Origin of the sequence: Breznakia sp. PFB1-19, assembly GCF_029893935.1 — a bacterium.
GTDB lineage: Bacteria > Bacillota_I > Bacilli_A > Erysipelotrichales > Erysipelotrichaceae > Breznakia > Breznakia blatticola.
The window spans coordinates 179,026-201,949 of the sequence record NZ_JARXXJ010000001.1 but is presented as its reverse complement, the minus strand read 5'-3'; the positions used below and the strand labels follow the sequence as shown (position 1 = coordinate 201,949).

At 34.3% G+C, this 22,924-nt stretch carries 22 protein-coding genes; 6 read left to right on the top strand and 16 right to left on the bottom strand.

The features are described from left to right. Position 1: 1 nt before the first annotated feature. Both M2098_RS00835 and M2098_RS00830 read left to right on the top strand, forming a co-directional pair. Positions 2 to 1,747 (top strand): ABC transporter ATP-binding protein, encoded by a 1,746-nt coding sequence (locus M2098_RS00835; RefSeq protein WP_280680793.1) that lies wholly within the window; start codon positions 2 to 4, stop codon positions 1,745 to 1,747. Then, positions 1,740 to 3,629 (top strand): ABC transporter ATP-binding protein, encoded by a 1,890-nt coding sequence (locus tag M2098_RS00830; protein WP_280680795.1) that lies wholly within the window; start codon positions 1,740 to 1,742, stop codon positions 3,627 to 3,629. The genes M2098_RS00835 and M2098_RS00830 overlap by 8 nt, the downstream gene beginning before the upstream one ends. 36 nt (positions 3,630 to 3,665) lie before the next feature. On the opposite strand, the gene M2098_RS00825 is transcribed toward M2098_RS00830, so the two are convergent. From M2098_RS00825 to M2098_RS00760, 14 genes are all read right to left on the bottom strand, one after another. After that, the gene (locus M2098_RS00825; protein ID WP_134167395.1) at positions 3,666 to 4,319 is read right to left on the bottom strand and encodes an HAD family phosphatase; all 654 of its coding nucleotides are present in this window, start codon (positions 4,317 to 4,319) and stop codon (positions 3,666 to 3,668) included. A gap of 56 nt (positions 4,320 to 4,375) precedes the next feature. Beyond that, entirely contained in the window at positions 4,376 to 5,203 is an 828-nt protein-coding gene (locus M2098_RS00820; RefSeq protein WP_280680798.1) for a DMT family transporter, read from the bottom strand. Then, the gene (locus M2098_RS00815; RefSeq protein ID WP_134167400.1) at positions 5,203 to 5,625 is read right to left on the bottom strand and encodes a hypothetical protein; all 423 of its coding nucleotides are present in this window, start codon (positions 5,623 to 5,625) and stop codon (positions 5,203 to 5,205) included. Before M2098_RS00815 ends, M2098_RS00820 begins: the two co-directional genes overlap by 1 nt. After that, on the bottom strand, positions 5,622 to 6,242 hold the full coding sequence (locus M2098_RS00810) for an HAD family phosphatase (RefSeq protein ID WP_134167402.1): 621 nt from the start codon (positions 6,240 to 6,242) through the stop codon (positions 5,622 to 5,624). Before M2098_RS00810 ends, M2098_RS00815 begins: the two co-directional genes overlap by 4 nt. Positions 6,243 to 6,264: 22 nt before the next feature. Further along, positions 6,265 to 7,350 carry an SIS domain-containing protein gene (locus M2098_RS00805; RefSeq protein WP_243833710.1) on the bottom strand — a complete coding sequence of 362 codons (1,086 nt, stop codon included), beginning with the start codon at positions 7,348 to 7,350 and terminating at the stop codon, positions 6,265 to 6,267. Between the two features lie 12 nt (positions 7,351 to 7,362). Next, positions 7,363 to 7,845, bottom strand: coding sequence for a PTS sugar transporter subunit IIB (locus tag M2098_RS00800; protein WP_067422832.1), 483 nt, complete (start codon positions 7,843 to 7,845; stop codon positions 7,363 to 7,365). A gap of 12 nt (positions 7,846 to 7,857) precedes the next feature. Then, positions 7,858 to 8,691 (bottom strand): PTS system mannose/fructose/sorbose family transporter subunit IID, encoded by an 834-nt coding sequence (locus M2098_RS00795; RefSeq protein ID WP_134167404.1) that lies wholly within the window; start codon positions 8,689 to 8,691, stop codon positions 7,858 to 7,860. Between the two features lie 2 nt (positions 8,692 to 8,693). After that, on the bottom strand, positions 8,694 to 9,476 hold the full coding sequence (locus tag M2098_RS00790) for a PTS sugar transporter subunit IIC (protein ID WP_280680806.1): 783 nt from the start codon (positions 9,474 to 9,476) through the stop codon (positions 8,694 to 8,696). A 183-nt stretch (positions 9,477 to 9,659) separates the two neighbouring features. Continuing rightward, positions 9,660 to 10,403 carry a GntR family transcriptional regulator gene (locus M2098_RS00785; RefSeq protein ID WP_134167408.1) on the bottom strand — a complete coding sequence of 248 codons (744 nt, stop codon included), beginning with the start codon at positions 10,401 to 10,403 and terminating at the stop codon, positions 9,660 to 9,662. Beyond that, the gene (locus M2098_RS00780) at positions 10,396 to 10,920 is read right to left on the bottom strand and encodes a UTRA domain-containing protein (protein ID WP_134167410.1); all 525 of its coding nucleotides are present in this window, start codon (positions 10,918 to 10,920) and stop codon (positions 10,396 to 10,398) included. The genes M2098_RS00785 and M2098_RS00780 overlap by 8 nt, the downstream gene beginning before the upstream one ends. A gap of 132 nt (positions 10,921 to 11,052) precedes the next feature. Then, positions 11,053 to 13,644, bottom strand: a complete 2,592-nt coding sequence (locus M2098_RS00775) for a hypothetical protein (protein WP_280680809.1) — start codon at positions 13,642 to 13,644, stop codon at positions 11,053 to 11,055. 114 nt (positions 13,645 to 13,758) lie between these two features. After that, positions 13,759 to 14,178: a GNAT family N-acetyltransferase gene (locus M2098_RS00770; protein ID WP_280680811.1), complete on the bottom strand. Its 420-nt coding sequence runs from the start codon at positions 14,176 to 14,178 to the stop codon at positions 13,759 to 13,761. After that, positions 14,175 to 16,028 (bottom strand): HAMP domain-containing sensor histidine kinase, encoded by a 1,854-nt coding sequence (locus M2098_RS00765; RefSeq protein ID WP_280680813.1) that lies wholly within the window; start codon positions 16,026 to 16,028, stop codon positions 14,175 to 14,177. Before M2098_RS00765 ends, M2098_RS00770 begins: the two co-directional genes overlap by 4 nt. Further along, positions 16,015 to 16,722 (bottom strand): response regulator transcription factor, encoded by a 708-nt coding sequence (locus tag M2098_RS00760; protein ID WP_134167416.1) that lies wholly within the window; start codon positions 16,720 to 16,722, stop codon positions 16,015 to 16,017. Before M2098_RS00760 ends, M2098_RS00765 begins: the two co-directional genes overlap by 14 nt. A 119-nt stretch (positions 16,723 to 16,841) precedes the next feature. Here M2098_RS00760 and M2098_RS00755 point away from each other — a divergent pair, with 119 nt between their 5' ends. From M2098_RS00755 to M2098_RS00740, 4 genes are read left to right on the top strand one after another with little or no spacing between them, the layout of a single operon-like run. Then, positions 16,842 to 19,277 carry a YfhO family protein gene (locus M2098_RS00755; RefSeq protein WP_280680816.1) on the top strand — a complete coding sequence of 812 codons (2,436 nt, stop codon included), beginning with the start codon at positions 16,842 to 16,844 and terminating at the stop codon, positions 19,275 to 19,277. Beyond that, complete coding sequence (locus tag M2098_RS00750) at positions 19,249 to 19,650, top strand: GtrA family protein (RefSeq protein ID WP_280680818.1); 402 nt, start codon at positions 19,249 to 19,251, stop codon at positions 19,648 to 19,650. Before M2098_RS00755 ends, M2098_RS00750 begins: the two co-directional genes overlap by 29 nt. After that, complete coding sequence (locus tag M2098_RS00745; RefSeq protein ID WP_280680820.1) at positions 19,637 to 20,563, top strand: glycosyltransferase family 2 protein; 927 nt, start codon at positions 19,637 to 19,639, stop codon at positions 20,561 to 20,563. The genes M2098_RS00750 and M2098_RS00745 overlap by 14 nt, the downstream gene beginning before the upstream one ends. Beyond that, positions 20,560 to 21,189, top strand: coding sequence for a PIG-L family deacetylase (locus tag M2098_RS00740; protein ID WP_280680822.1), 630 nt, complete (start codon positions 20,560 to 20,562; stop codon positions 21,187 to 21,189). The genes M2098_RS00745 and M2098_RS00740 overlap by 4 nt, the downstream gene beginning before the upstream one ends. On the opposite strand, the gene M2098_RS00735 is transcribed toward M2098_RS00740, so the two are convergent. Both M2098_RS00735 and M2098_RS00730 read right to left on the bottom strand, forming a co-directional pair. Then, entirely contained in the window at positions 21,174 to 22,517 is a 1,344-nt protein-coding gene (locus M2098_RS00735; RefSeq protein WP_280680824.1) for a DUF6179 domain-containing protein, read from the bottom strand. The genes M2098_RS00740 and M2098_RS00735 overlap by 16 nt on opposite strands. Next, entirely contained in the window at positions 22,514 to 22,921 is a 408-nt protein-coding gene (locus M2098_RS00730) for a DUF6323 family protein (protein WP_280680825.1), read from the bottom strand. The genes M2098_RS00735 and M2098_RS00730 overlap by 4 nt, the downstream gene beginning before the upstream one ends. Positions 22,922 to 22,924 lie beyond the last annotated feature (3 nt).

Sequence of the window (22,924 nt, the reverse complement as noted above, 5' to 3'; positions counted from 1 at the left end):
TATGATAAAAACCTTAGCGAAAAGTATCAGAGAATATAAAAAGGATTCTATCAAAACGCCAATTTATGTATCTCTGGAAGTTATTATCGAATGTTTTATTCCATTCCTTATCGCTTCTTTGGTAAATGATATTAAAGCAGGAACGAGCATTTCACATTTGGTATACCAAGGAATCTTCTTAGTTATTCTTGCGGGAATTTCATTAACACTTGGTACCTTATCTGGATATGCATGTGCTAGTGCTTCATGTGGATTTGCCAAAAACTTACGTAAAGATATGTACTACAACATTCAAAATTTCAGTTTTGCCAATATTGACCGTTTCTCTACATCATCATTAGTGACACGATTAACAACCGATGTAACAAACGTTCAAATGGCATACATGATGATCATCCGTACAGCAGTACGTGGTCCAATTATGATTGTCTTTGCCTTTGTGATGGCATACATCATGGGTGGAAAAATGGCATTTGTATATTTATTTACCGCACCAGTTCTTGGTTTGGGTTTATTCTTCGTGATGCGTAAAACCATTCCAATTTTCAAACGTGTATTTAAGAAGTATGACAACTTGAACTCTTCCATCCAAGAAAACGTAAAAGGGATTCGTGTGGTAAAAGCATTTGTTCGTGAAGATTACGAAATGTCAAAATTTGAAAATGCAGCAACAAGTGTAACTGCCGACTTCACAAAAGCAGAACGTATCTTAGCTTGGAACTCACCAATTATGCAATTCTGTATTTACTTTATGATGATTTTCGTATTGACAGTAGGATCGTATACAGTAATCACAAGTCGTGGAATGGATTTAGATGTTGGACAAATGTCTGCGTTATTAACGTATTCCATGATGATTTTAAACTCACTAATGATGTTATCGATGGTGTTTGTGATGATCACGATGGCAGATGAATCAAGTCACCGTATCGTTGAAGTATTAAATGAAAAAACAACAATCGATGAAAACGTTGATGGAATTAAAGAGGTACAAGATGGTTCTATAGATTTTGTCGATGTAAACTTCGCTTACTCATCTCATGCAAAAAAGATGGCGTTAAGTGGTGTAAACTTACATATCGATTCAGGACAAACGGTGGGAATCGTTGGTGGTACAGGTAGTTCTAAAACAACACTCGTACAACTTATTGCTCGTTTATATGATGTAACAAGTGGTTCTGTAAAAGTTGCTGGCGTTGATGTTAAGGATTACAACCTTGATGCACTACGTGATCAAGTATCGATGGTGCTTCAAAAGAATGTATTATTCTCTGGAACCATCAAAGATAACCTACGTTGGGGAAATGAAAATGCAACTGATGAAGAAATGCAAGAAGCTTGTAAACTTGCACAAGCAGATGAATTTATCTCACGCTTCCCTGAAGGGTATGACACATATATTGAACAAGGTGGAACAAACGTTTCTGGTGGACAAAAACAACGTCTATGTATTGCAAGAGCATTACTAAAAAAACCAAAAATCTTAATTCTTGATGATTCAACTAGTGCTGTTGATACAAAAACAGATGCACTGATTCGTCAAGGATTTGAAAAGTTTATTCCAGATACTACAAAGATTATCATTGCTCAACGTATTGCTTCAGTTGAGGATAGCGATTTAATTATCGTAATGGATAAAGGAAAAGTACATGCAACTGGTACCCATGAACAACTGCTTGCAAATAATGAACTTTACCAAGAAATCTATTACTCACAAAATAAGAAAGGAGAAGTACTCGATGCATAACCAAAGTCATTCAAGTGTCGCATGGCGACTTATTAAAACCGTATTCTCCTTCTATCCAGTAGCTATGCCAATCATGGTTGTATGTATTGTATTTAATGCCATCATTGGTAGTATACCTTCAATCTTTATGCAAAATGTAATTGCCATTATCGAACAAAACTGGGAACATGGTTCTTGGTCAAGTGTCAGTGGTGAAATTATGAGTCTAGTCTCTATTTTGATCGCATTATATGTACTTGCCTTAATTTCAAGTATCATCTTCAATCAAATGATGGCGGTTGTTTCACAAGGAGCACTACGTAAATTTAGAATTAAGATGTTTGATAAAATGGAAAAGCTACCAATTTCATATTTTGATCGCAATCCACATGGTGATATTATGTCGTACTATACAAATGATGTGGATACCTTACGTCAAATTATCTCGCAAAGTTTTCCACAACTACTTATTTCTTCATTAACAGTTATTACCATTTTTGGCATTATGCTGTACTTCTCATTTTGGATGACAGCAGTTGTAGCCGTTGGAATTGTAGTGATGTTATATGTTACGCGCAAGATTGCTGGAGGAAGTGCTAAATTCTTCCTGCGCCAACAAAATGCCTTAGCCAAAGAAGAAGGATTTGTTGAAGAGATGATGAATGGTCAAAAAGTCATCAAAGTCTTCACACATGAAAAGCAAAGTAAGGAAGCATTTGATGTAATCAACGAACAATTATTCTCTGATTCTCGTCAAGCAAATAAATATGCCAATACCTTAGCGCCAATCATTATGAATATTGGAAACGTATTATATGTTGTTGTTGCTATATTTGGTGGAATCTTCATCGTTTCTGATGTTCAAAACATTTCATTTTCTGGACTTGCATTAAGTGTTAGTGTCGTAATTCCATTCTTAAATATGACGCGTCAATTCTCTGGAAATATCAATCAAGTAAGTCAACAAGTAAATGCAGTTGTTATGGGACTTGCTGGTGCACGTCGTGTCTTTGAACTGCTTGACCAAGAAGAAGAAAAAGATGAAGGATATGTCACACTTGTTAATGCCAAAGAAGTGGACGGAAAACTTGTACCTTGTAAAGAACGTACAGGTATTTGGGCTTGGCAGCATCCGCATAAAGCAGATGGAAGTGTTACTTATAAAAAAGTAGAAGGTGATGTTCGACTTATTGATGTAGACTTCGCATATGTGCCAGGAAAAACGATTTTGCATGATATTAGTCTATACGCAGAACCTGGACAAAAAGTAGCGTTTGTTGGTTCCACAGGAGCTGGTAAAACAACAATCACCAACTTATTAAACCGTTTCTATGATATCCAAAAAGGAAAAATTCGTTATGATGGAATCAATATCGATAAGATTAAAAAAGCGGACCTCCGTCGCTCTATTGGAATCGTATTGCAAGATACAAACTTATTTACTGATACCGTATTAGAAAATATCCGTTACGGTAAGTTAGATGCAACTGACGAAGAATGTATGATTGCTGCTAGATTAGCTGGAGCTGATGACTTTATTAGTCGTTTACCAGATGGATATAATACGATGTTAACTGGTGATGGTGCCAACTTAAGTCAAGGACAACGCCAATTAATCAGTATCGCACGTGCGGCAGTTGCTGATCCTCCGGTAATGATCTTAGATGAAGCAACAAGTTCAATTGATACGCGTACAGAAGAAACTGTACAACGTGGTATGGACGCCTTAATGTTAGGTCGTACCGTATTTGTTATTGCACACCGCCTTTCAACAATCAAAAATGCTGATGTCATTATGGTTATGGAACACGGACGCATCATCGAACGTGGTAGCCATGAAGAACTATTAAAAGAAAAAGGAACATACTATCAACTGTACACTGGTGCATTTGAACTAGAATAGCAAAAAAGGATTCATCGAATCCTTTTTTTATACCCTTTAGTTGTTCTCTATATATGCTTTTACATCAAATAATGAATTTGCAATATAGATTGCTTGTTTCTTTTGTATATCCGTAGCTGGTAGTAAATCAGGAACCATAATACATGGAATACCTGCACGATATGCTGCTTCTACTCCTAAGTATGAGTCTTCTAAAATAAGTGCGTGGTTCTTTTCTACGCCTAAACAATCCACGATTGTATTATACATCTCTGGATCTGGTTTGCGTTTACTGACTTCATTACCACATAGGATGTAGCAAAATTCATCAAAGAGCTGTACTCGTTTTAAGCGTTCATCATTCAATTCACGCTTGGTTGATGTTCCTACTGCAACTTTCACACCATGAGTTTTAAGGTACGCAATAAGTTCTTTTGCTCCCGGTTTTACTTCTAATTCCTGTTCAAGTAATTTCATTCCCGTATCACGAACATCATCTAAGATTGCAAGTGGATCGTCTTGATCATTTAATTCTTCTAGCATAATTGCTTCTACAACATTGCCTGTATGTCCAACACATTTATAAAATACTTCATCACCTAAGTGTTCAATATTATGCTTTTTTCCAACTTGTTGCCACGCTTTTTGCCATACACTTTCTGTATCTAACAATAGCCCATCAACATCAAATATGACTAATTCTAATTTCATGATAACCCTCTTTTTTCTCTTTCAAGTATAGCAGTTCTTAGACATGCAAACAATCGTCATTCTTTCATATTCACTTTTTCCATATAGACATTTACGAGTAAAGCACAAATCATCAAGCATGCACCAATTGCAGCGGTAAATGTAAATGACTCATGTAAAAATAGAATCCCCCATAAAGATGTAAATAGTATTTCTGACATACAAATTACGTTTGCAGTAAATGCATTTGTGGTTTGAATACCTTTGGTAAAAAAGAAGCCAGATAATCCATTTTGGATAATTCCAACAACTAAAATTAATGGAAGTTTAGGTAAAGCAAGAACAACTAATTCGCCTTGATATGCACATACTCCAAGAATGATATTTATCATAAATGCAAAAATCAATGCACTGTATGGATGTGCTTGTTTCTTTGTATTGAGATAGAATTGGAGCCCAAAGAAAGCACCAGATATAATTGCTAATGCATTTCCTACAATACCTCCTGCTTCTAAACTATCAACAAAGAATATTCCAATTCCTAAAAACGCAAGTAAAATTACACCGATTTGATATGGCTTTGGCATTTTACGACGGTCGATACTTTGATAAATTAACACAAAAATCATAGAACTATACTGTAAGACAATTGCATTAGAGATACTTGTATTTTGATTGGCATATACAAAAGTTACCTGCATGAGCACTTGGCAAATGGCACATAGGATAATAAAAAGACTGCATTTTATTGGGGCTTTTCGGTGGATCAGTAAGGTGAAAAGTAATGCGATAATACTTGTACTACCCGATATAACAATACCTGGAAGATCTAAGAACCTTACAAATAATCCTGAAGTACTCCAAAAAATAGCAGTCAAAAAGATATAAATTTTACCTTTATCCATCAATCATCAAATGGATCATCTTCACCTGCTGATACAGTAAACATGCCAACTTGTTCCTTACCGATTGTAGATACTTGTGCCAAAATCGTATCAATGTCTTCTTCCATACTCACTTTTACTGCAGTATCTAATAACATTCCTAGATTGCATCCATAAAATACATGATACTTTTCTTCTTGCATCGCTTTCATAATAGCAGTATTAAATGGAGAACCACTTAATAAATCCGCAAAAACGATTACATGCTCATAGTCTTTCATGTATGCATATGCGTCATCTAAGTTTTTCTGTAATTCCGTTGCAGTGTCTGTGCTAGGAAAATCGACCGTATATACATGTGGTTGATTTCCCATAATCACTTCAAGTGCACTTTTAAATCCACTTGGTAGGTGACCATGTCCAATAATTAATATTCCAATCATACTGATAATTCCTCAACATATTCTTTAATTTCTAATAAATCCTGAATCACGTGATCTGCTTTTCTATTATCATGCTTAATCACTTGATCTTCAAGAGCTAATACAAAAAGTCCTGCTTGCTTCGCTGCTTGAATACCATATACAGAATCTTCAACAACAACGATATCCTCTCGATTTGCATTCATTTTTTGAATCATTGTTTCGTAGATTTCTGGATGTGGTTTGGTTTGTGTAAAATCTTCTCCACTTAGTATATATGTAAAGTATGAACGAATCTTACATGCATCCAATACCTCAAGTATATTGTCCATTGGCGATGATGATGCAAGTCCAATTACTATTTGATGTTCACTAAGGTAAGCTAGGATTTCATCAACTCCTGGCTTTTTAATTTTACTGTAGTCAACTGGATGTTGCACAAAGAATGCATCTTTGCGTTTACGTGTTTCTTCAATTGAAAGATTGAGAAAGGAAGAAATTAAAACATCTTCCTTTTCTCGTGATGAACCGACAAGTTCGAGCATATCTTCAACAGTTTTATGTACTCCTTGCTCGTGTAGAAACTGTACAAAAAGTTCTAAATACACGATTTCACTATTAATGAGTACACCATCCATGTCGAATACTACATAGTGTTTTTTATTCAAAGTGTGCAAGTGGGTCTTTAAATGGATTCACACATGTATCAATACCAATGTCTTTTGCCCCCTTAGCTGCAACAAATTGACAAGGTACTGTGTAAGCAATTGGTGCTAAATATTTGTTTGCTTTATATGTGAATTTTACATCGCGTGCATCTGTTTGCGCATCTTGACAAGTAATCAAGTGTACTCTAGGTGTGTACTTTTTAAATACTTCTCTAAAATGTAACATGCGTTCGTATTCTTTATCATCTGAACCAAACATAATGATTGTTTGTTTGTCTGTTAATCCCATTGTTGGTCCATGAACAAACTCTTCCATCTCATAACCAATCGTTGGTATACGTAACATTTCTCCAATTTTCAACATTCCTTCCAAAGCTGATCCAAAGTCCACTCCATATCCTAAAACAAAGATGCGATCACTGTTTACGATAGTTGTTTTATTTGCTTCATACCATGCTTCACTTTCTTCGATAACTGATTGAAAGTTTGCTGTAAAATCATCAACTTCTGCTAGCGCATGTTTATATGCTTCATCATCATACACACCCCAACTGTGTGCAGTTGCAATTGCCCACATATATAAAGTTAGTAACGTAACTGTATATCCTCTTGTTTCTGGTGGAGTTAATTCTTTTCCACAAAGTAAATCGATAACTGTATCTACGTGTTTTGTGATTTCACTATCCAATGCTTCTGTTAGAGCAATGGTTTGATATCCTTGTTCTTTCGCATATTTCATCACATTTACTGTTGAAATTGATGTTCCTGATTGACTAATCCCCACAAATAGAATTTCATCATTTTCTAATGTATATGTCCAATCTGCTTTTTCATAGTTTTCAAATACGGTTGGGTACTCTGCACGTGCATCGATACCAACAATATGCTTGAAATAATATGAAGCGACAACTGCAGCATTGTAACTAGTTCCTGAACCAAAGAACAAAATCTTTTTTACTTTTTTATCTGCTAGTTTATTTACAAATGGTACTGTATATACCTCGTGATCTTTAAACGCCGCTTGTAACGCTCTAGGTTGATCTTTCATATAACCTAATACTGTTGCTTTTTCCATCATTTGAACCCTCTCTTATTTCTTAAAGTCTTCTGTTATTTCTTCTCTTGGTTCACTTGGAACCATTTGTGAGAATACTTTCACCCCATATGTGTTGACTAATTCTTCAAAGTCCGCTTTTTCTTCAGGACTTACAAAGACCGTTTTCTTTATTTGTTTTGCATCATCTTTGGTTGACATATTACCAATAGTGATTTCGTTAACTACATATCCGTTTTTTGCCATTTCTAAAATTGGTTTTGGGCGATTACAAAGAATCAACACACGAATTCCTTCATCGATTTTACGGATAAATTTATCTGCTGCTTTCTCTGGTGAAAAGATTGAAAGCTTACTTCTTGCTGGTGTACCAAACTTCAATGCAGTTTTTCTTGCTTCATCATTCACAATTACATCATCAACAATTGCAATTCTTTCTACATTAAAGTGCGGAATCCAAAATCCTACTACTTGACCGTGTATCAAACGATCATCAATGCGTACATCTACGATTGCCATAATATCTCCTTCTTATAAAATTCCTACAACTCCACAAATGAATCCAACAACACAGATTCCAAAAATAATTTTCATTACGCCAATTTTTTTGCGTAGACATCCATAAATCGTTAGTGTTGCAAGTAGTGGTAATAACTTAGGAACGATTTGATCTAAGTATTCTTGTAAGACGATTTCACTACCAGAGATCGTAAAGGCCAATGGTGAAGTAATATCTACCCAAGAAGCGATCATACATCCAATAGCTGCTGCCCCAACAATACCCGCACAGAATGTAAATAATTCCATTTTTCCGCTAGATTCTAAATCATTTAATAATTGACTACCATTTTTATATCCAAGTTTTAAACCAAACCAACGTGTTGCAAAGTTTGGAATATTGAATAATAGTAACAACATAATTGGTCCTAATGCATTTCCATCTTGAGCAAATGATACCCCGATCGCACAAGCGATAATTCTAAAAATACCCCAGAAGAATGTATCTCCAATTCCACTAAGTGGTCCCATTAAAGCAACCTTAATTGAGTTAATTGTTGTTACATCAAAGTCTTCATCTTTTTTTGCTAACTCTTCCATTGCAATAGAAATTCCCATTACAAATGGTGCAGGTGCAACTGTCATGTTGAAAGCTGCAATATGTCTATGACAAGCGGCTTTTAAACCTTCTTCATCATCTTTGTATATTTTTTTTAAAGCTGGAAGCATGGCATATAAATATCCAAGACCTTCCATACGTTCATAGTTGAAAGAACCTAGTAAGGTAAATGAACGCCAGAAAATTGAACGAAAATCTTTTTTGGTAATGTTATTTTCAACACTGATTAGATCTGTATTCTTTGCCATAATTAATCCTCCCATTCATCAACAACGTTTTGTTGAACTGCTGCAGGACTGTTTTGTTGTCCTGAACGAAGTAGAAATACCATCCATGCAATTGCAACCGCAATTGCTGTTACTGCTACCATTGTTAATTCTGTATATGCTGCAATTACGAATCCAATAACAAAGAAAGGAATTAAATCTCTTTCCATGATAATGTTCATCAGTAAGGCAAATCCCATTGCAGGTAAGATTGAAGCAATTGCTTGTAATCCATTGTTTGCCCACTCAGGTAATCCATTAACGATACTGTTAATCGCATCATTTCCAAAGTACATTACGATAAATGTCAAACCAAAGTACAACAAGAATGTAAAGAATCCACATAAGTAGTGAATACTAATTGCACCTTTTAAATTTCCTTCATCAATTTTACGATCAGCAGCAACCATCAATCCAGAGAATGCAGTTAATAGTAATGTGTTTAAGAATTGCATAATTACTGCAACTGGTAAAGCAAATACAATCGCTGCTTCTGCCCCTTTTCCAGTCATAATTGCTACTGCAGCTCCAATTGTACCCCCTGTACCAATATCGAGTTGAGCAGTTGGTCCAATTCCTGTTGCTCCCATCCACATCATTTGTAATGCGGCACCAATCATTAATCCTTTTTCAACATCTCCAAGGATCATCCCTACTAGAAATCCGGTAATTACTGGTTCACGAAACTTCGCTTCACCAAGCCAACCACCTTCGAGTTGTGTTAATGCGGCTACACAACCAATTAATACTGCTTGAATTAGTGTCATACGTTTTCCTCCTCGTACATAACATGAAACACTGTGTTCACAAATTGGTATATATTGGTATACCCTATATACCTTTGATAATTTATATATACCACCTTTTTTATTCTATGACAAGTAAAAATGTGAATATTTTGTGATTTTTAACGCAAACCATAAAAAAACCAGCTAGATTTCTCTAACTGGCTAACGTGTTTCATTGTTTTTTGCTTTTCTTGTAACATACCGAAATGATGTATATTCAGGCAAATGATAGGAAATGGTATACTCGATTAAGCGATGATCTTTATCAAAACCAAAGTAGTCAAATAAGAATACATTTCGTGGTTTTTCTTCATGAAACAGCGATACATACATATCTGGTATCTTTGCGATTTTTAAATAGGATACAAGTTGTGTAGGACGATGTCCTTGTTCTTCCATATAGTCATATAGTGATTCGTCTAAGAAATCAAAACGTTCTGCATCACTAAATAAGTTACATGGAAAGTATGCTTTTTGTAAGGCATATGGTTTTCCATTAATCAAAGATAAACGCACAAGTTCATAGACATTTTCACTGTCTGGAAAGAAGTCATATAATGCATCTTCATTCTTTACTTTTTGAAAAGAAATGATTTCTCTAGATGGATCTAGTCCCTTTTGACGGATTTGTCGAGTTAAGCTTATGAGTTCATTATCTCCTAGTTCTACTTTTCGACTGACTACTGGCATGCCACTTACAAAGGTTCCTCTACCTACTTCAGCAGATAAAATGCCTTCATCTTCTAGTAATTTAATTGCTTTTCGTACGGTCATTCGATTGATTCCATACTGTTCTGACATTGCTCTTTCACTTGGTAAACGATCGCCAATTGCAAGTTCTCCATCTACGATTTTCGTTTTGATGTTATCTGCAAGTTGTTCGTATAATGTCGTTGGTTTATTCATATGCACTCACACTCCGAAAGTGATAAAAACTTGGTAGTGCAATCAATTCAAAACATTCCAGTGGTGCAACATCATCTTCTGTATACGCTTTTCCTTTGATCATTAACACTTCTGTTTCATCTTCTGCTAATTCCAGTAGTTCTTTCTCTGAAGCATTTGCATCAACGATAAAAATTTCTTCTTCACTTTTTGTTGATTCCAATCCATAGTCTTGTTTGATTTTATCGTAAAATGATTGATTAGAAAAATCTGCCGTTTCAATCCCAGGTACCTTTCGATAATCCACATAAGTGGTTTCAATCGAACGCGGTTTTCCTTCAACAATACGAACTTTCTTCAAACAAAACACTTTGGAAGCCAAACTCAATCCGAGTTGTTTACTAATTCGACGATTGGCTTCTTGCACCTCACAAATCAAAATTTTATAAGTAAAGGTCAATCCTTGTGCAAGAATCGCATGTGTGACAGAAGAAAACTTATCTAATTCTTTTACGATATGTACATCATCATTACGCATAAGTATCTCCTTTTTCTTTGATTATATCATGAATAAATTAAATTGGTATATCTGTAAATCTATTCTATACCAATACATAATTTCTTGCTAGTAAAAAAGGAAATCGTTTGTATCGACTTCCTTTATATGATTCTATGAATTGTGTTTTCTACCTTCTCTAATAAGCTTATACATACCAAACAAACCTGCACCACTCAAAATAAGGATTACTAGATATATTGGATCATTTGCCTTCATACCAGTAATTGGTCCATCTCCATCATCTGGACTTGTATCACTACCTTTTGGTACTTCAGGTGTTTGTGTTCCGTCACTTGGTGGTGTTGGTTCTAATGGATCTACTGGTTTTGGTGGTGTCGGTTCATTCGTGTCACGTTCTACTGTATTTGTGATGTGAATAACAAGATCACTTGTCACCGGATAAAAAGAAGCATCATATGCATGTTCACCACTACCATCATTTACGGTATAGCTAACATCATAACCTTCTAAAAGCACTTCTGCGACTTTTACTTTATAGCCTTCAGGTATATCAACAATTGTAATCGGTGCATCTTTACTTCCCAATTGGAAACTGATCATACCATTTGCATCGGCTAGCACATTTGTTCCATCACTAAGTGTTACATATCCTGTAAGTGGATGTCCTTCATCATCTTGAATATACACTTGAACGGTATACGCTTTGTCTACTAATGCAGGTGTTGTACTATTTGTAATTTCAGCTACGGTTACCGTGTGTGTATCTACAACTGGGTCATTTTCCCAAATTGCATCAATATGCAACACCTTGGTGTTGTTACCAATATCTTGTAGGATAACTCCTTGCGGCAATTGTTTTAAATCAAATCCATGCATATCATCATCCGTAATATCGATACCTTGTTGGGTAATATCATTATTGACTCGAAGTACGTATTTTACAAACGTACTATAAGTAAATGTAAATCCAATTTCCTCATTGTTTTTTAGAGGGATCGTTGGTAGTCCATCCGCCAAATTATACACAAACACTTGTGATTTTGTTGCTTCAAAGAAGGTTGGGTTTTGCCCATGATATTTCACGATAATCGTACCTGTCGTTGGTTCTTGTGCTTTTTCATCAAAGTTAATATCATAACTGTTTAATGGACTTTGTTGGTAGTCTGGCTCTGCACTATGTAAATCGGGAGATACACCTTGTACTTTCATTGGTATATATGCATCATATTTTTCAATTGCGTTATTTGGAATAAAAAGTACATCTGCGCTATTTCCTTGAAATATTGTATCTGCATCAATATGCATTCGTTCATACATATTTACAAGTGCACCATTTTCTTCGATTTCTGGATTGATGTAAATCGCTCCTCCATCTCCTGCACTCGTATTTGAACTATACTCTGTAGTTGCATGGTTATTGGTAAATGAACTGGCTCCACTAATACGTATAGATGTCGCACTATCAATATACATTGCTCCGCCAAACTCTGCTTGTCCACCATCAACGGATACATTACTTGCTTCAAACACCGTTGCACCTGTGATATAAATTCCACCACCATAGGTAGCATTTTCCGTATTTGCTGACAAATCGCGTGATGTCAATTCACTTTCTAATTTGGAATCTTGAATATAAAAGTTGGAATCCACAATCATCATTGCTCCACCTTTAAAACCAAGTGCTGGTGCCATGTGTGTACTCTTGTTATCGATAAAGGTTGAATTTTGCACAAAAACATCTGCACCTTTGGCATAAATCGAACCACCTGATCCACTTGCATGTGCATCCGTCGTTTTTAAATTATCAATAGACACAGACGCATTTAGAATATGAAAATCTCCACCGGATAAAGAAGAACTACTACTTGTAATTGTCAGATTCTTTGCATCAATTTGTGGTACACCTGCATTGGTTCGATCTAAATTCGAGTTATCAATATAAAATGCACCACCATTACCACTTGTTGCGACCCTTGAAACTTGAAGTGTATCTATAGCCACCGTGACATCCTTAAAAAAGAATGCTCCATTAAATGTTGCTGCGGGTGTATTCACTTTGCTATTTGTAATGTGCACATTATATGTTCCTGCAAGTAGTTCTTGGTTCGATTTACTATTATCATAATACATCACCGAACCATGACCACCTGCAGCTGATGCTGTTGTCGCTTTTGTTAAATTAAATGTAACAGCATCAAGCGCTATTTGTGCATTATCATACGCTTCAATTGCACCACCAAATTTTGCAACTGTTTGATTAAATATTACATTGGATAATGTAAGTTTTCCACCACCTACATAAATTCCTCCACTGTACGAACTTGGACTTGCTTCATTTGCTTGGCCAGTTAACGTTATTGTATGACCACTAGTATCAACAATGGATAAATCTCCATTTTTTGTTACCGAGAAGTGTCTTTTTCCTTCACTTACTTTCAAAGTAATATTTAGATTCGACGCATTTGTAATTACCACTTTGTGATTAATCACCAGTGTATCCTTCATCGGATGTTTAAACATATCATTGCTTGTAATTGCGATACTTTGGGCACCTGCATCAATTGCTGCTTTTAGTTCATCATAGGTTGCAACATTGGTTGTGACACCCAAAACATTCTGTTTTTCTTGTGTTTGCAGCTTTGGTGTTGTATATGCAAAACCTGTTAACATACTTACACCCACCATCATTACAAGTAACAATCGTAATTTCTTATGTATTTGTTTGCGCATTAAGAATTTCATTTTCCTCATCTCCCATCTCCATTCTAAATGTAACATCATCCACTTAATACACAAACTATAATGCTCACCCCTGTTTACTTTATCTAAACCAATACAAAAAAAAGGGCAATTGCCCTAGTGTTCAATATCTTGATTCAATTGTATATATCCCATGCATGATGCTTCATCTAGAAAATGAAAACCAAGTTTCTTATAGAAGTTTCGATGCATTTCATCATTTTCACTGATGAGTACTTTTTGATAACAATCTTCATAATCTTGCTGTACTAATTTTAGTAGTTTTGTTGCTAGTCCCTGTCTTTGATAGTCAGGATGAACCAGTAAATCTTGAATGTAAATAATTGAGATGCCATCACCCACAACACGAATAGCAGCAATAAGTTTTTTGTCATCTCGAATCGTGTATACACAAAGTGCCTTTTCATAACACTGCTGTATATTTTTTACCTTTTCCATATAGAATTCCCATCCAACTAACTTGTACAATTCAACAAGTTCTATTTGTGTGGGAATAAAGTTTTTCTCTAAATTCATACGTCCTCCACTTCCAATAATTGATGAATTGGCAATTGCAATCGAATGGTATATGTAGACGTACTTTGCTTAACCTCCATACATCCTTTATGAATATCAATCACTCGCTCGATACTCTTCACACCAATCTGATTACTTTCTACATGGTGTTTTTTAGCAACCTTGTTTTCAAATACCAAATGAATATAACCTTTTTTTACTTCAACTAAGATGAGTACAGGTTCGCTTTTATCTGCATACTTTTGGATATTGCTAAAAACATTATCAAGCGCACGTTTCAATAACAACACATTCATATCAATGATAAGTGACGTATCATACTGCACTTGCTTATAAACCGTATATCCATCATGTTCAAGTAATATACAACTCTCATTAAGATAGTCAATGAATTCACCAATTGCAGTTGGCAAAAGTTCTACATCCTTTTGTTTTCCATATACCAAGAAATATGAGAACATTTCATCTGATAAAGTGCGAATTTGCTCCACCTTTGTTAATGATTTGTCTAAATATTCCGCATTTTTGTTTGGATCTTTTTGATATTTGATAATTTCTAAATATCCAAGTAAAGAAGTAAGAGGCGTCCGCAAATCATGTGAAATAGAAGTAATCAAATCTCGGTTGGATTGTTGCAGTTTTTCTTCATTTTCTAAAGTCTCAATGAATGATAGACGCATTAAATTCACATTATGCGCTAACTGAGCAACCTCATCCGTTCCATCACTTGACACTTCGTGATATAAGTTACCGCTAGCTAAAACTCCAATATCCTCTTGTATTTTACGTATTTGCATAACTTTATATTGCATGAAATTTAGTAAGATTATCATATATATCAGTATTGCAGTCAGTACGATAAGTATTTGAAAAGGATATACAAACGGAAGCAATGGATAATAATAAATCGTTATCGTTAATATTTGATCAGCACTTGGAACATGAAAGGATCGGACAATCGGTGTAGATATCACTACTACATTTTGTTCGTACATTTCAAATTCATCGAAACGATTATAGCTTGCGATATGAGAATAATCTTCATCAAAGATATCGATTCCCGAATTGTCAGGTACCACTTTTTTCATCAAACTTGTGATATCTTTATACTCTAATTCATTAATGTAAACATGTTGAAATGTATCGTTAATTTTTTGTTCATCAATATCAATCATTGAGTTATATGCGTGATTAAAAAGAAACTCAAAAAAAGAATATTTATTTTGATTTGCTAAAGTATAGAAACCAAGTCCAAGGCTGATTGCTAAAATATTCACCGCCACCAATTGAATGGATAGACGTTGAAATACTTTCCATCTGCAAATTCGATTAGCAAGTCGTCGAATCCAACCATTTCGATAGTTTAAGGATAATAGAATGTAAAAGACAATTCCTATCATCAAACTGACAATCATTGCAAGCATTGCATAGGATGCAAACATTTTATTGAACTTTGGCCAACTGACCAAAGTAAGTTCTTGTTCTCCAACATTCAAAGTATAATCTCTTTCATATCCTACTTGAAACAACTGTGATTCATTTGGCCAAATTTCACTCAACAAGAAAACTTCAAAATCAATTCCGATTAGCTGCACAGCATAATCAGGAAAATCATCGTTTAGATATTTTTGAATTTTCTCTTGATCATCATAGCTTTGGATATCCATATGTTTAATTTTCTTTTGTAAAGCATTGATTCGCTTCTCACTTATGGTGATTCTCTGTTCAGTAAACTGGTTGCTAATACGCAAAGCATCATAGCGAAACGCATAAAGAAAAAAGAAACAAGAAGCACTAAGAATCAAACAAATCAGTACACGAATACACTTCCGTAAATTACTTGATTGCATCAAATGTATACCCCTTTCCCCATACTGTTTTTATATAGTTTGGTTGTTGTGGATCGTCATGTAGTTTTTTACGTAGATTTCGTATATGTACCATTACAGTATTATTAGCACTTTGATAATAGGTTTCATTCCATACGCTTTCAAACAAATGTCTAACCGAAAAGATTTGATTTGGGTTTGTTGCTAGAACATGTAATATTTGATACTCAATATCTGTACATTCACAATCTACATCATCCAAATACACTTTTTGTTGTTTTTCATCAATGCGTAATCTACCAAAATCCAGTATTTCACGTTCTTTTACAGGTGCTTCTTTTCCTTGATAGACATAATACCGTCTTAGCAAGGCTTTTACACGTGCAGTTAATTCATTATATGAGAATGGTTTAGTTAAATAATCATCTGCTCCACTAGAAAAACCGAGTGTTTTATCACTCTCTGCTCCTTTGGCACTCAAAAACAAAATTGGTGCTTTACTTTTTTCACGTATGATTTGACATGCTTGATAGCCATTCAAATTGGGCATCATAATATCCAAAATAATAAGATCAATATGTTCATCACACATATCTATTGCCTCTTGTCCATCTTTGGTCTCGATGATTTCATATCCTTCACTAGATAAAAGGACACGAATCACTTCACGGATTTCTTGATGGTCATCAGCAACTAATATTCTCGTCTTTTTCATATGTTTATTATACACAAAGATAGTTATCTTTTGTCTTTTTCATGAATAATTAAGAATTCTTAAGATTTTCTTTCGCTGATTCTTAAGAAGTTTTTGGCATACTAACTACGAGGTTACTTATGAAGAAACGACAATTATTTATTTATATATGTATCTTTACAATTGGTGTATGTATACCAATCGTATTACATGATGCTTCAACACTTTTTGGTTCAACAACCGATTATGTAAATCAACACATTCAAATCGCAAAAGCGATTCGTCAAGCTGTGTACCAACAAGGATTCTTTCCAAACTTTATGGAGAGTTTAGGCGCAGGACAAAATATTTATAACTTTGCTTACTATGGACTGTTTCGTTTAGATATACTGATATCTTTACTTTTACCTAATGTAGACATGTATACCATTATTTCTACATACATGATATGCATGTATGCAATTAGCTTATGTTTATTCTATAAGTTATTAAAAGAGCATCAACTCACAGATAGCATTGCATGTATTATGGTACTTTTATTTGCACTATCTTCCTATAGTTTTCAAATACATCGACAGATCTTATTTGTGAATTATCTACCATTCTTATTGCTATCTATGCTTGTGATCAAAAAAGAGAAATCACAACTTTGGTTGGTTTTACTATTTACTTGCATCATTTTACACAGTTTTTTCTTTAGTTTAAGTTGTGCAGTAGTGCTTGCAATATACAAATTATATCTAAATCACGATAAGCCAATCAAACAGCTTTTCATTCTTGGCTTGTATATTGGATTTGCATATCTTTTATGCAGTTTCTATTTATTACCTACTGGACTTGCAATTCTGACAAATAGTCGCTCTGATGCAGTAGTCGCATCTATTGCACCTATCGATTTAAGTTTTTCTACCATCCTGTATGACAAATACGGAATGGGATTAACTTTCATTTCATTATTCAGTTTGTTTTTAGCACTACGTTCAAAACAACTACGCATTCTAGCAATAGTCTTATTAATACTCTTTAGTATTCCAATATGTAGTTACATTTTGAATTTTGCATTATATGTACGACCTAAAGCATTCATTCCATTTATTCCACTTGTTTTACTTGTCACTGGTTTAGTAATTCAACAAATTAGTAAACATGAAATATCATGGAAAGCTTATGATGTTCTATTTATTATCCTTGTAATAGTTGCAAGTAAGTCACCTACTTTGGTTGCAATGGATGCATTATTGACAATAAGTATACTGCTATGTATCTATTATCAAAAGCAGGCACTATTTGCTAATGCTGCTTTATTGGCTGCTATCATTACTTGCCAAGTAAACAATCAGTATGAAACCTATGAAAAGAAAGCAAACTATCAAAAACTTACATCACTGAAAAATAATTCTGATATTCATGCGTTGGATTTAGAAAACTATCGCTTTGAAGATTTACGATTTGTCTCTACCAGTGTAAATACAGCTTCACCAAAACTCAAACGCACAAGTATGTATACAAGCATCAACAATAGTGCATATAATACATTCTTCTATGATGTGATGATGCAAGCCATTCCAAGTAAAAACCGTGTAATTACTTCATATCAACATAATCCAGTTTTTGCCAAACTAATGGGCATTCGATACTTGTATACGACAAAGAAATACGTACCTATCGGTTATGAAGTGTATGCAGAAACCAAGGATTATAAAATTCTTGAAAACAAAGAGGTTCGTCCTATTGCATATGGTACAAGTAAACTACTGCATACCGATGTCTTTGAAAAACTATCAGCTGTTGAAAAACTACAAGCTCTGCAGTCATATCTAATTACAGATAATACATCAAATCAAGCGTATGAAAATAAAGTACAATCTGTAGCATTTCAACCAACCTTTACAAAACAGAGTACATCGTTACAACTTGAAATGAAAAACGATACACTTTTTGTACAAGCAAAGAGAAAAGCAAGTGTAGACCTTACACTCAAACAAGATATCAAAGGAATTTTGGTGATTGAATTTGATGTCGAAGATATCTCAAATCTAGCCAAACAGGATATGTATATTGATATCCAAGGTGTGCGCAATAAATTATCAAGTTTACATGCTGCTTATCCAAATCACAATACGCATTTCACTTACACGCTTAGTGATGCAAAAGAATTAAAAAAACTACACCTTACCTTTTCTGAAGGTAACTATAAACTCACCAATATTCAGCTACACCAATTAGAAGATGTCTCTATAGATCAATTACATCTTGATACATTTACACAAATTGAAAGTGATGCAGTTTTAGAAGGAACTATCACAATGCAAGAAGATGGCATGTTTGCCACCTCCTTGCCGATGCAAGATGGCTTCCAACTTTATGTAGATGGTAAAAAACAAGCCATTGAAACTGTGAATACAACCTTTGTTGGAACAAAACTAAGCAAAGGAAGTCACACAGTCAAAGTAATCTATACACCTCCAGGAAAGCCTTTAGGGTTTTTAATCAGTGGATGTATGTTTATCATACTTTGCTTAAAAGGTGTATGGGAAAGGAGAACCTATGTTCAACATCGACAAACAACTCATTAAATATATTTTCAATGGTGGTTTCACCACACTTGTAAACTACATCGTTTACTTCATTTTGACATACGTAGGAGTTCAATATTTAATTGCAAATACAATTGCTTGGCTAGTAGCTGTACTAGTTGCATTTTATACCAATCGTTTATGGGTATTTCAATCAAATGAACCACTTATACAACAATTACTCAATTTCGTGTCATTACGTGCTTTAACTTTACTGATTGAAAATGGACTACTGTATGTTTGTATTCAACTTATCGGTATTGCTAGTATACCTGCAAAACTGTTTGTGAGTGTTATTACAGTTATCGCAAACTATGGCATATGTAAAAGTAAAATTTTTAGAAAAGGAGAACAGAATTATGGAAACCATTAGTATCATCGTTCCTTGTTATAACGAGGAAGAATCCATACCATTATTCTACACAACAACAAAAGCAGAACTTCAAAAAATTGAAGGTGTGAATTATGAGTTTATTTTTGTGAATGATGGTAGTACAGATCAAAGTATTCATGAACTAAAGTTACTTGCTTTACAAGATACAAACTGTCACTATATTTCATTCTCACGAAACTTTGGAAAAGAATCCGCAATGTTTGCAGGATTGCAAAAAGCAACGGGTGAGTATTGTGTCATTATGGATGCAGATTTACAACATCCTCCTACCTTACTAAAAGAAATGTATCAAGTCTTAAAATATGAGAACTATGATTGTGCAGCTGGTAAACGTATGGACCGTACAGGTGAAGGAGGCTTACGCAGCTTTCTAAGTAAACAATTTTACAAAGTCATTAGTCGCCTAACAAAAATGGATATGAGTGATGGTTCTGGTGATTTTCGAATGATGCGACGCGTAATGGTTGATGCGATTTTACAAATGAAGGAATACAACCGATATATGAAAGGAATCTTCTCATTTGTTGGTTTTGATACAAAGTGGATCGAATTTCATAATGTAGAACGCGTTGCTGGACAAACGAAGTGGAGTTTAAAAAGTTTATTCTCCTATGCCTTTGAAGGAATTGTATCTTTTTCTACGAAACCATTATTGTTTGCGGGAATTGTTGGAACTATCTTACTAGCAATATCAACCATTCTAGGAATGAGCATTATCATTCGTTTATGTTTAAGCCAAGTGATTCCCTCATCATTTTATCTACTTACACTGCTTGTCTTTTTAAGTAGTCTACAAATGATTTTCGTATCTATACTTGGTCAATACGTATCAAAGGATTACTTAGAAAACAAGAAACGTCCAATCTACATTATCAAGGAAAGTGATTTATGAGTTTTGCGAAAATTCTACTTTGTCTTAGTATTTTACTTTTTAAAACTCCTACAATCCAACAAACAGAACATACAAGTTTGATGATTGTTGCACATCCTGATGATGAATCGCTTTTTGCTGGTGAAGAAATACGCTCACATCCCTATTTTATTTTATGCATTACGAATGGAGACAATCCTACACGTAGAGCGGAGTTTATGCAAATGCTAAAGAAGACAAACAATAATGGAATCATTCTTTCCTATCCAGATAAAGTAAACAATCGGCGAAGTGATTGGTATTACGAAAAAGAAAGCATCAGAAAGACACTTTCTTTCTATACAAAAATATATGACTGGAAAAAAATTGTTACTCATAATCCACAAGGTGAATATGGGCATCAACATCACATCATGACAAGTAATATAGTAAAAAATATTACCCAACAACAAAACATAAAAGAAAAACTCTATTGTTTTTCCTATTTCAAGAAAGAGCAAAATCCACCATATGCAAAACAACTCACGAAAGCACAACATCAAGCAAAAGTGGAATTACTTGAACTCTATTCTTCACAAGAAAAAACAGTTCATAAGTTTGATCACTTCATTGACTACGAGAAAATCGTTCCCTATTTCAATGATTGAAAGATTTGTTCAATCTCTTGTCTTTGCCAAGCATCTAGTGTACCTAGGTGCTTTTTTAATACCGTATACCACTCTCTAGCACTTTCTAAGCGAGTAAGTGTATCTGTATCTAATGTGGGTGTCTGTTGAAATAAAAACTCCTCAGGATAGATATAACGAAACAATAAAGCAAGCGTTAAACTATCCAACTTACAAAAATAGATTTCATATTCTTCTTGATTGAAAATCGACATATCAAGAATATCCAAAACATCATGAATGGATGCCTTAGATGACAATAATTGTTGAACTCTAGCTTCTGTACAAGATTCTTGTTCAATCTGTTCAACTATATCCAAAAATGAATCATTGTCCATCGCATGGTGTACTTGAAATTGTACTTTACTACAATCTTCCATTTCATAAATAATAAATGAAGCAAAACTTTGATGGTTAATAGCAATTTGTAATTCTTGGATAAATCGTTCTTTAAAGCGCAAAGAATATGTGTACATTTCAGGATTAATAATATTTTGCAATCGCTTGTATGCTAGATTGGCAAATGTATTTGCATTTGTAATTTTCTGCGCTAAAAATTCTAATTCTACTTTAGTGAGTAATAATTTCTTTGGATTTGGAAGTAAACAGGCAAATAGTTGTTGTCGAAGTAGTAGTTCCATAACATTCAACCCTAGTACATGTACACTAATCCCCTTTTGCAATTCATACCATCGTACAAGTGTTTCTAACTGATTTTCATACAAATGACAAAACTGTTGTTCCAAATCAAAACGATTGGCATATTCTTGTGCTAAATCAAGACCAACCAAACCATACATTTGATGATCCAAAGCAAGCCCATCTAATAATGGATAATCAAAATCTTGCTTACAAAGTGTTGCTTTATATGCGGGATGATAATCCTTAATAAAATCAAAGAATTGATGATGCAAGACATCTTGATAGCGCTCATTTTCCACGTGTAGTGCTTGTTTTTCTAAACGCAATGCTTGGTGCTTTAAAGATTCAAGTTGCTTTTCTATATACTGAAAGCCCTGTTGATAGAAGCTTTCTATATGATTTGCTTGTAGTAAACTCGGGTTGTCTTTATATGTATGTACATGATCAAGTGCATACAAAATACTACGATGAATTTGCTTATAGGTATGCAATGATATAGTGGAACTTCTTTTATGGTTATATTGCAATACCAAATGATGTGCAATCTTTACTAGTTCACTTTCAATTGCTTGTACTTGCACCTCATCTATTTTCCCTTCTTTTTGTAGTTTATGAACCATATCCGTAAATGAATATTCTTGATATTGTGCATGTATTAGTTCATTCATTTTGAAGACCTCGCAGTTTGGATAATTTGATAGATACATTCACTATCTAATTGACCATGATTATGCAAGTATTGTAGATACATCAAAGCAACTAGCTCATCATCATATAAACGAGCTCGTACATATTTACGTATGGCATAATACGCATTCATAAAAGATGCAATTGCATCCACAAAATCATCTTGTCGAATAAATGGTGAATATGCAAGTTTACTAGCAATGGTAAAAATAATATTCGTATGAATATCGATCAAGCCAAATTGGGTATAACTTTGTTTCTGACAAATGATCAATTTGTTAATATCTTCATTTGATAATTGATGTCCAGCTTGTGCAATTTCATAATTCACATCATGTAATTGAAGACTAAAATCAGTTGTGTTTGGGATATTGTTTTGTCTCATAAA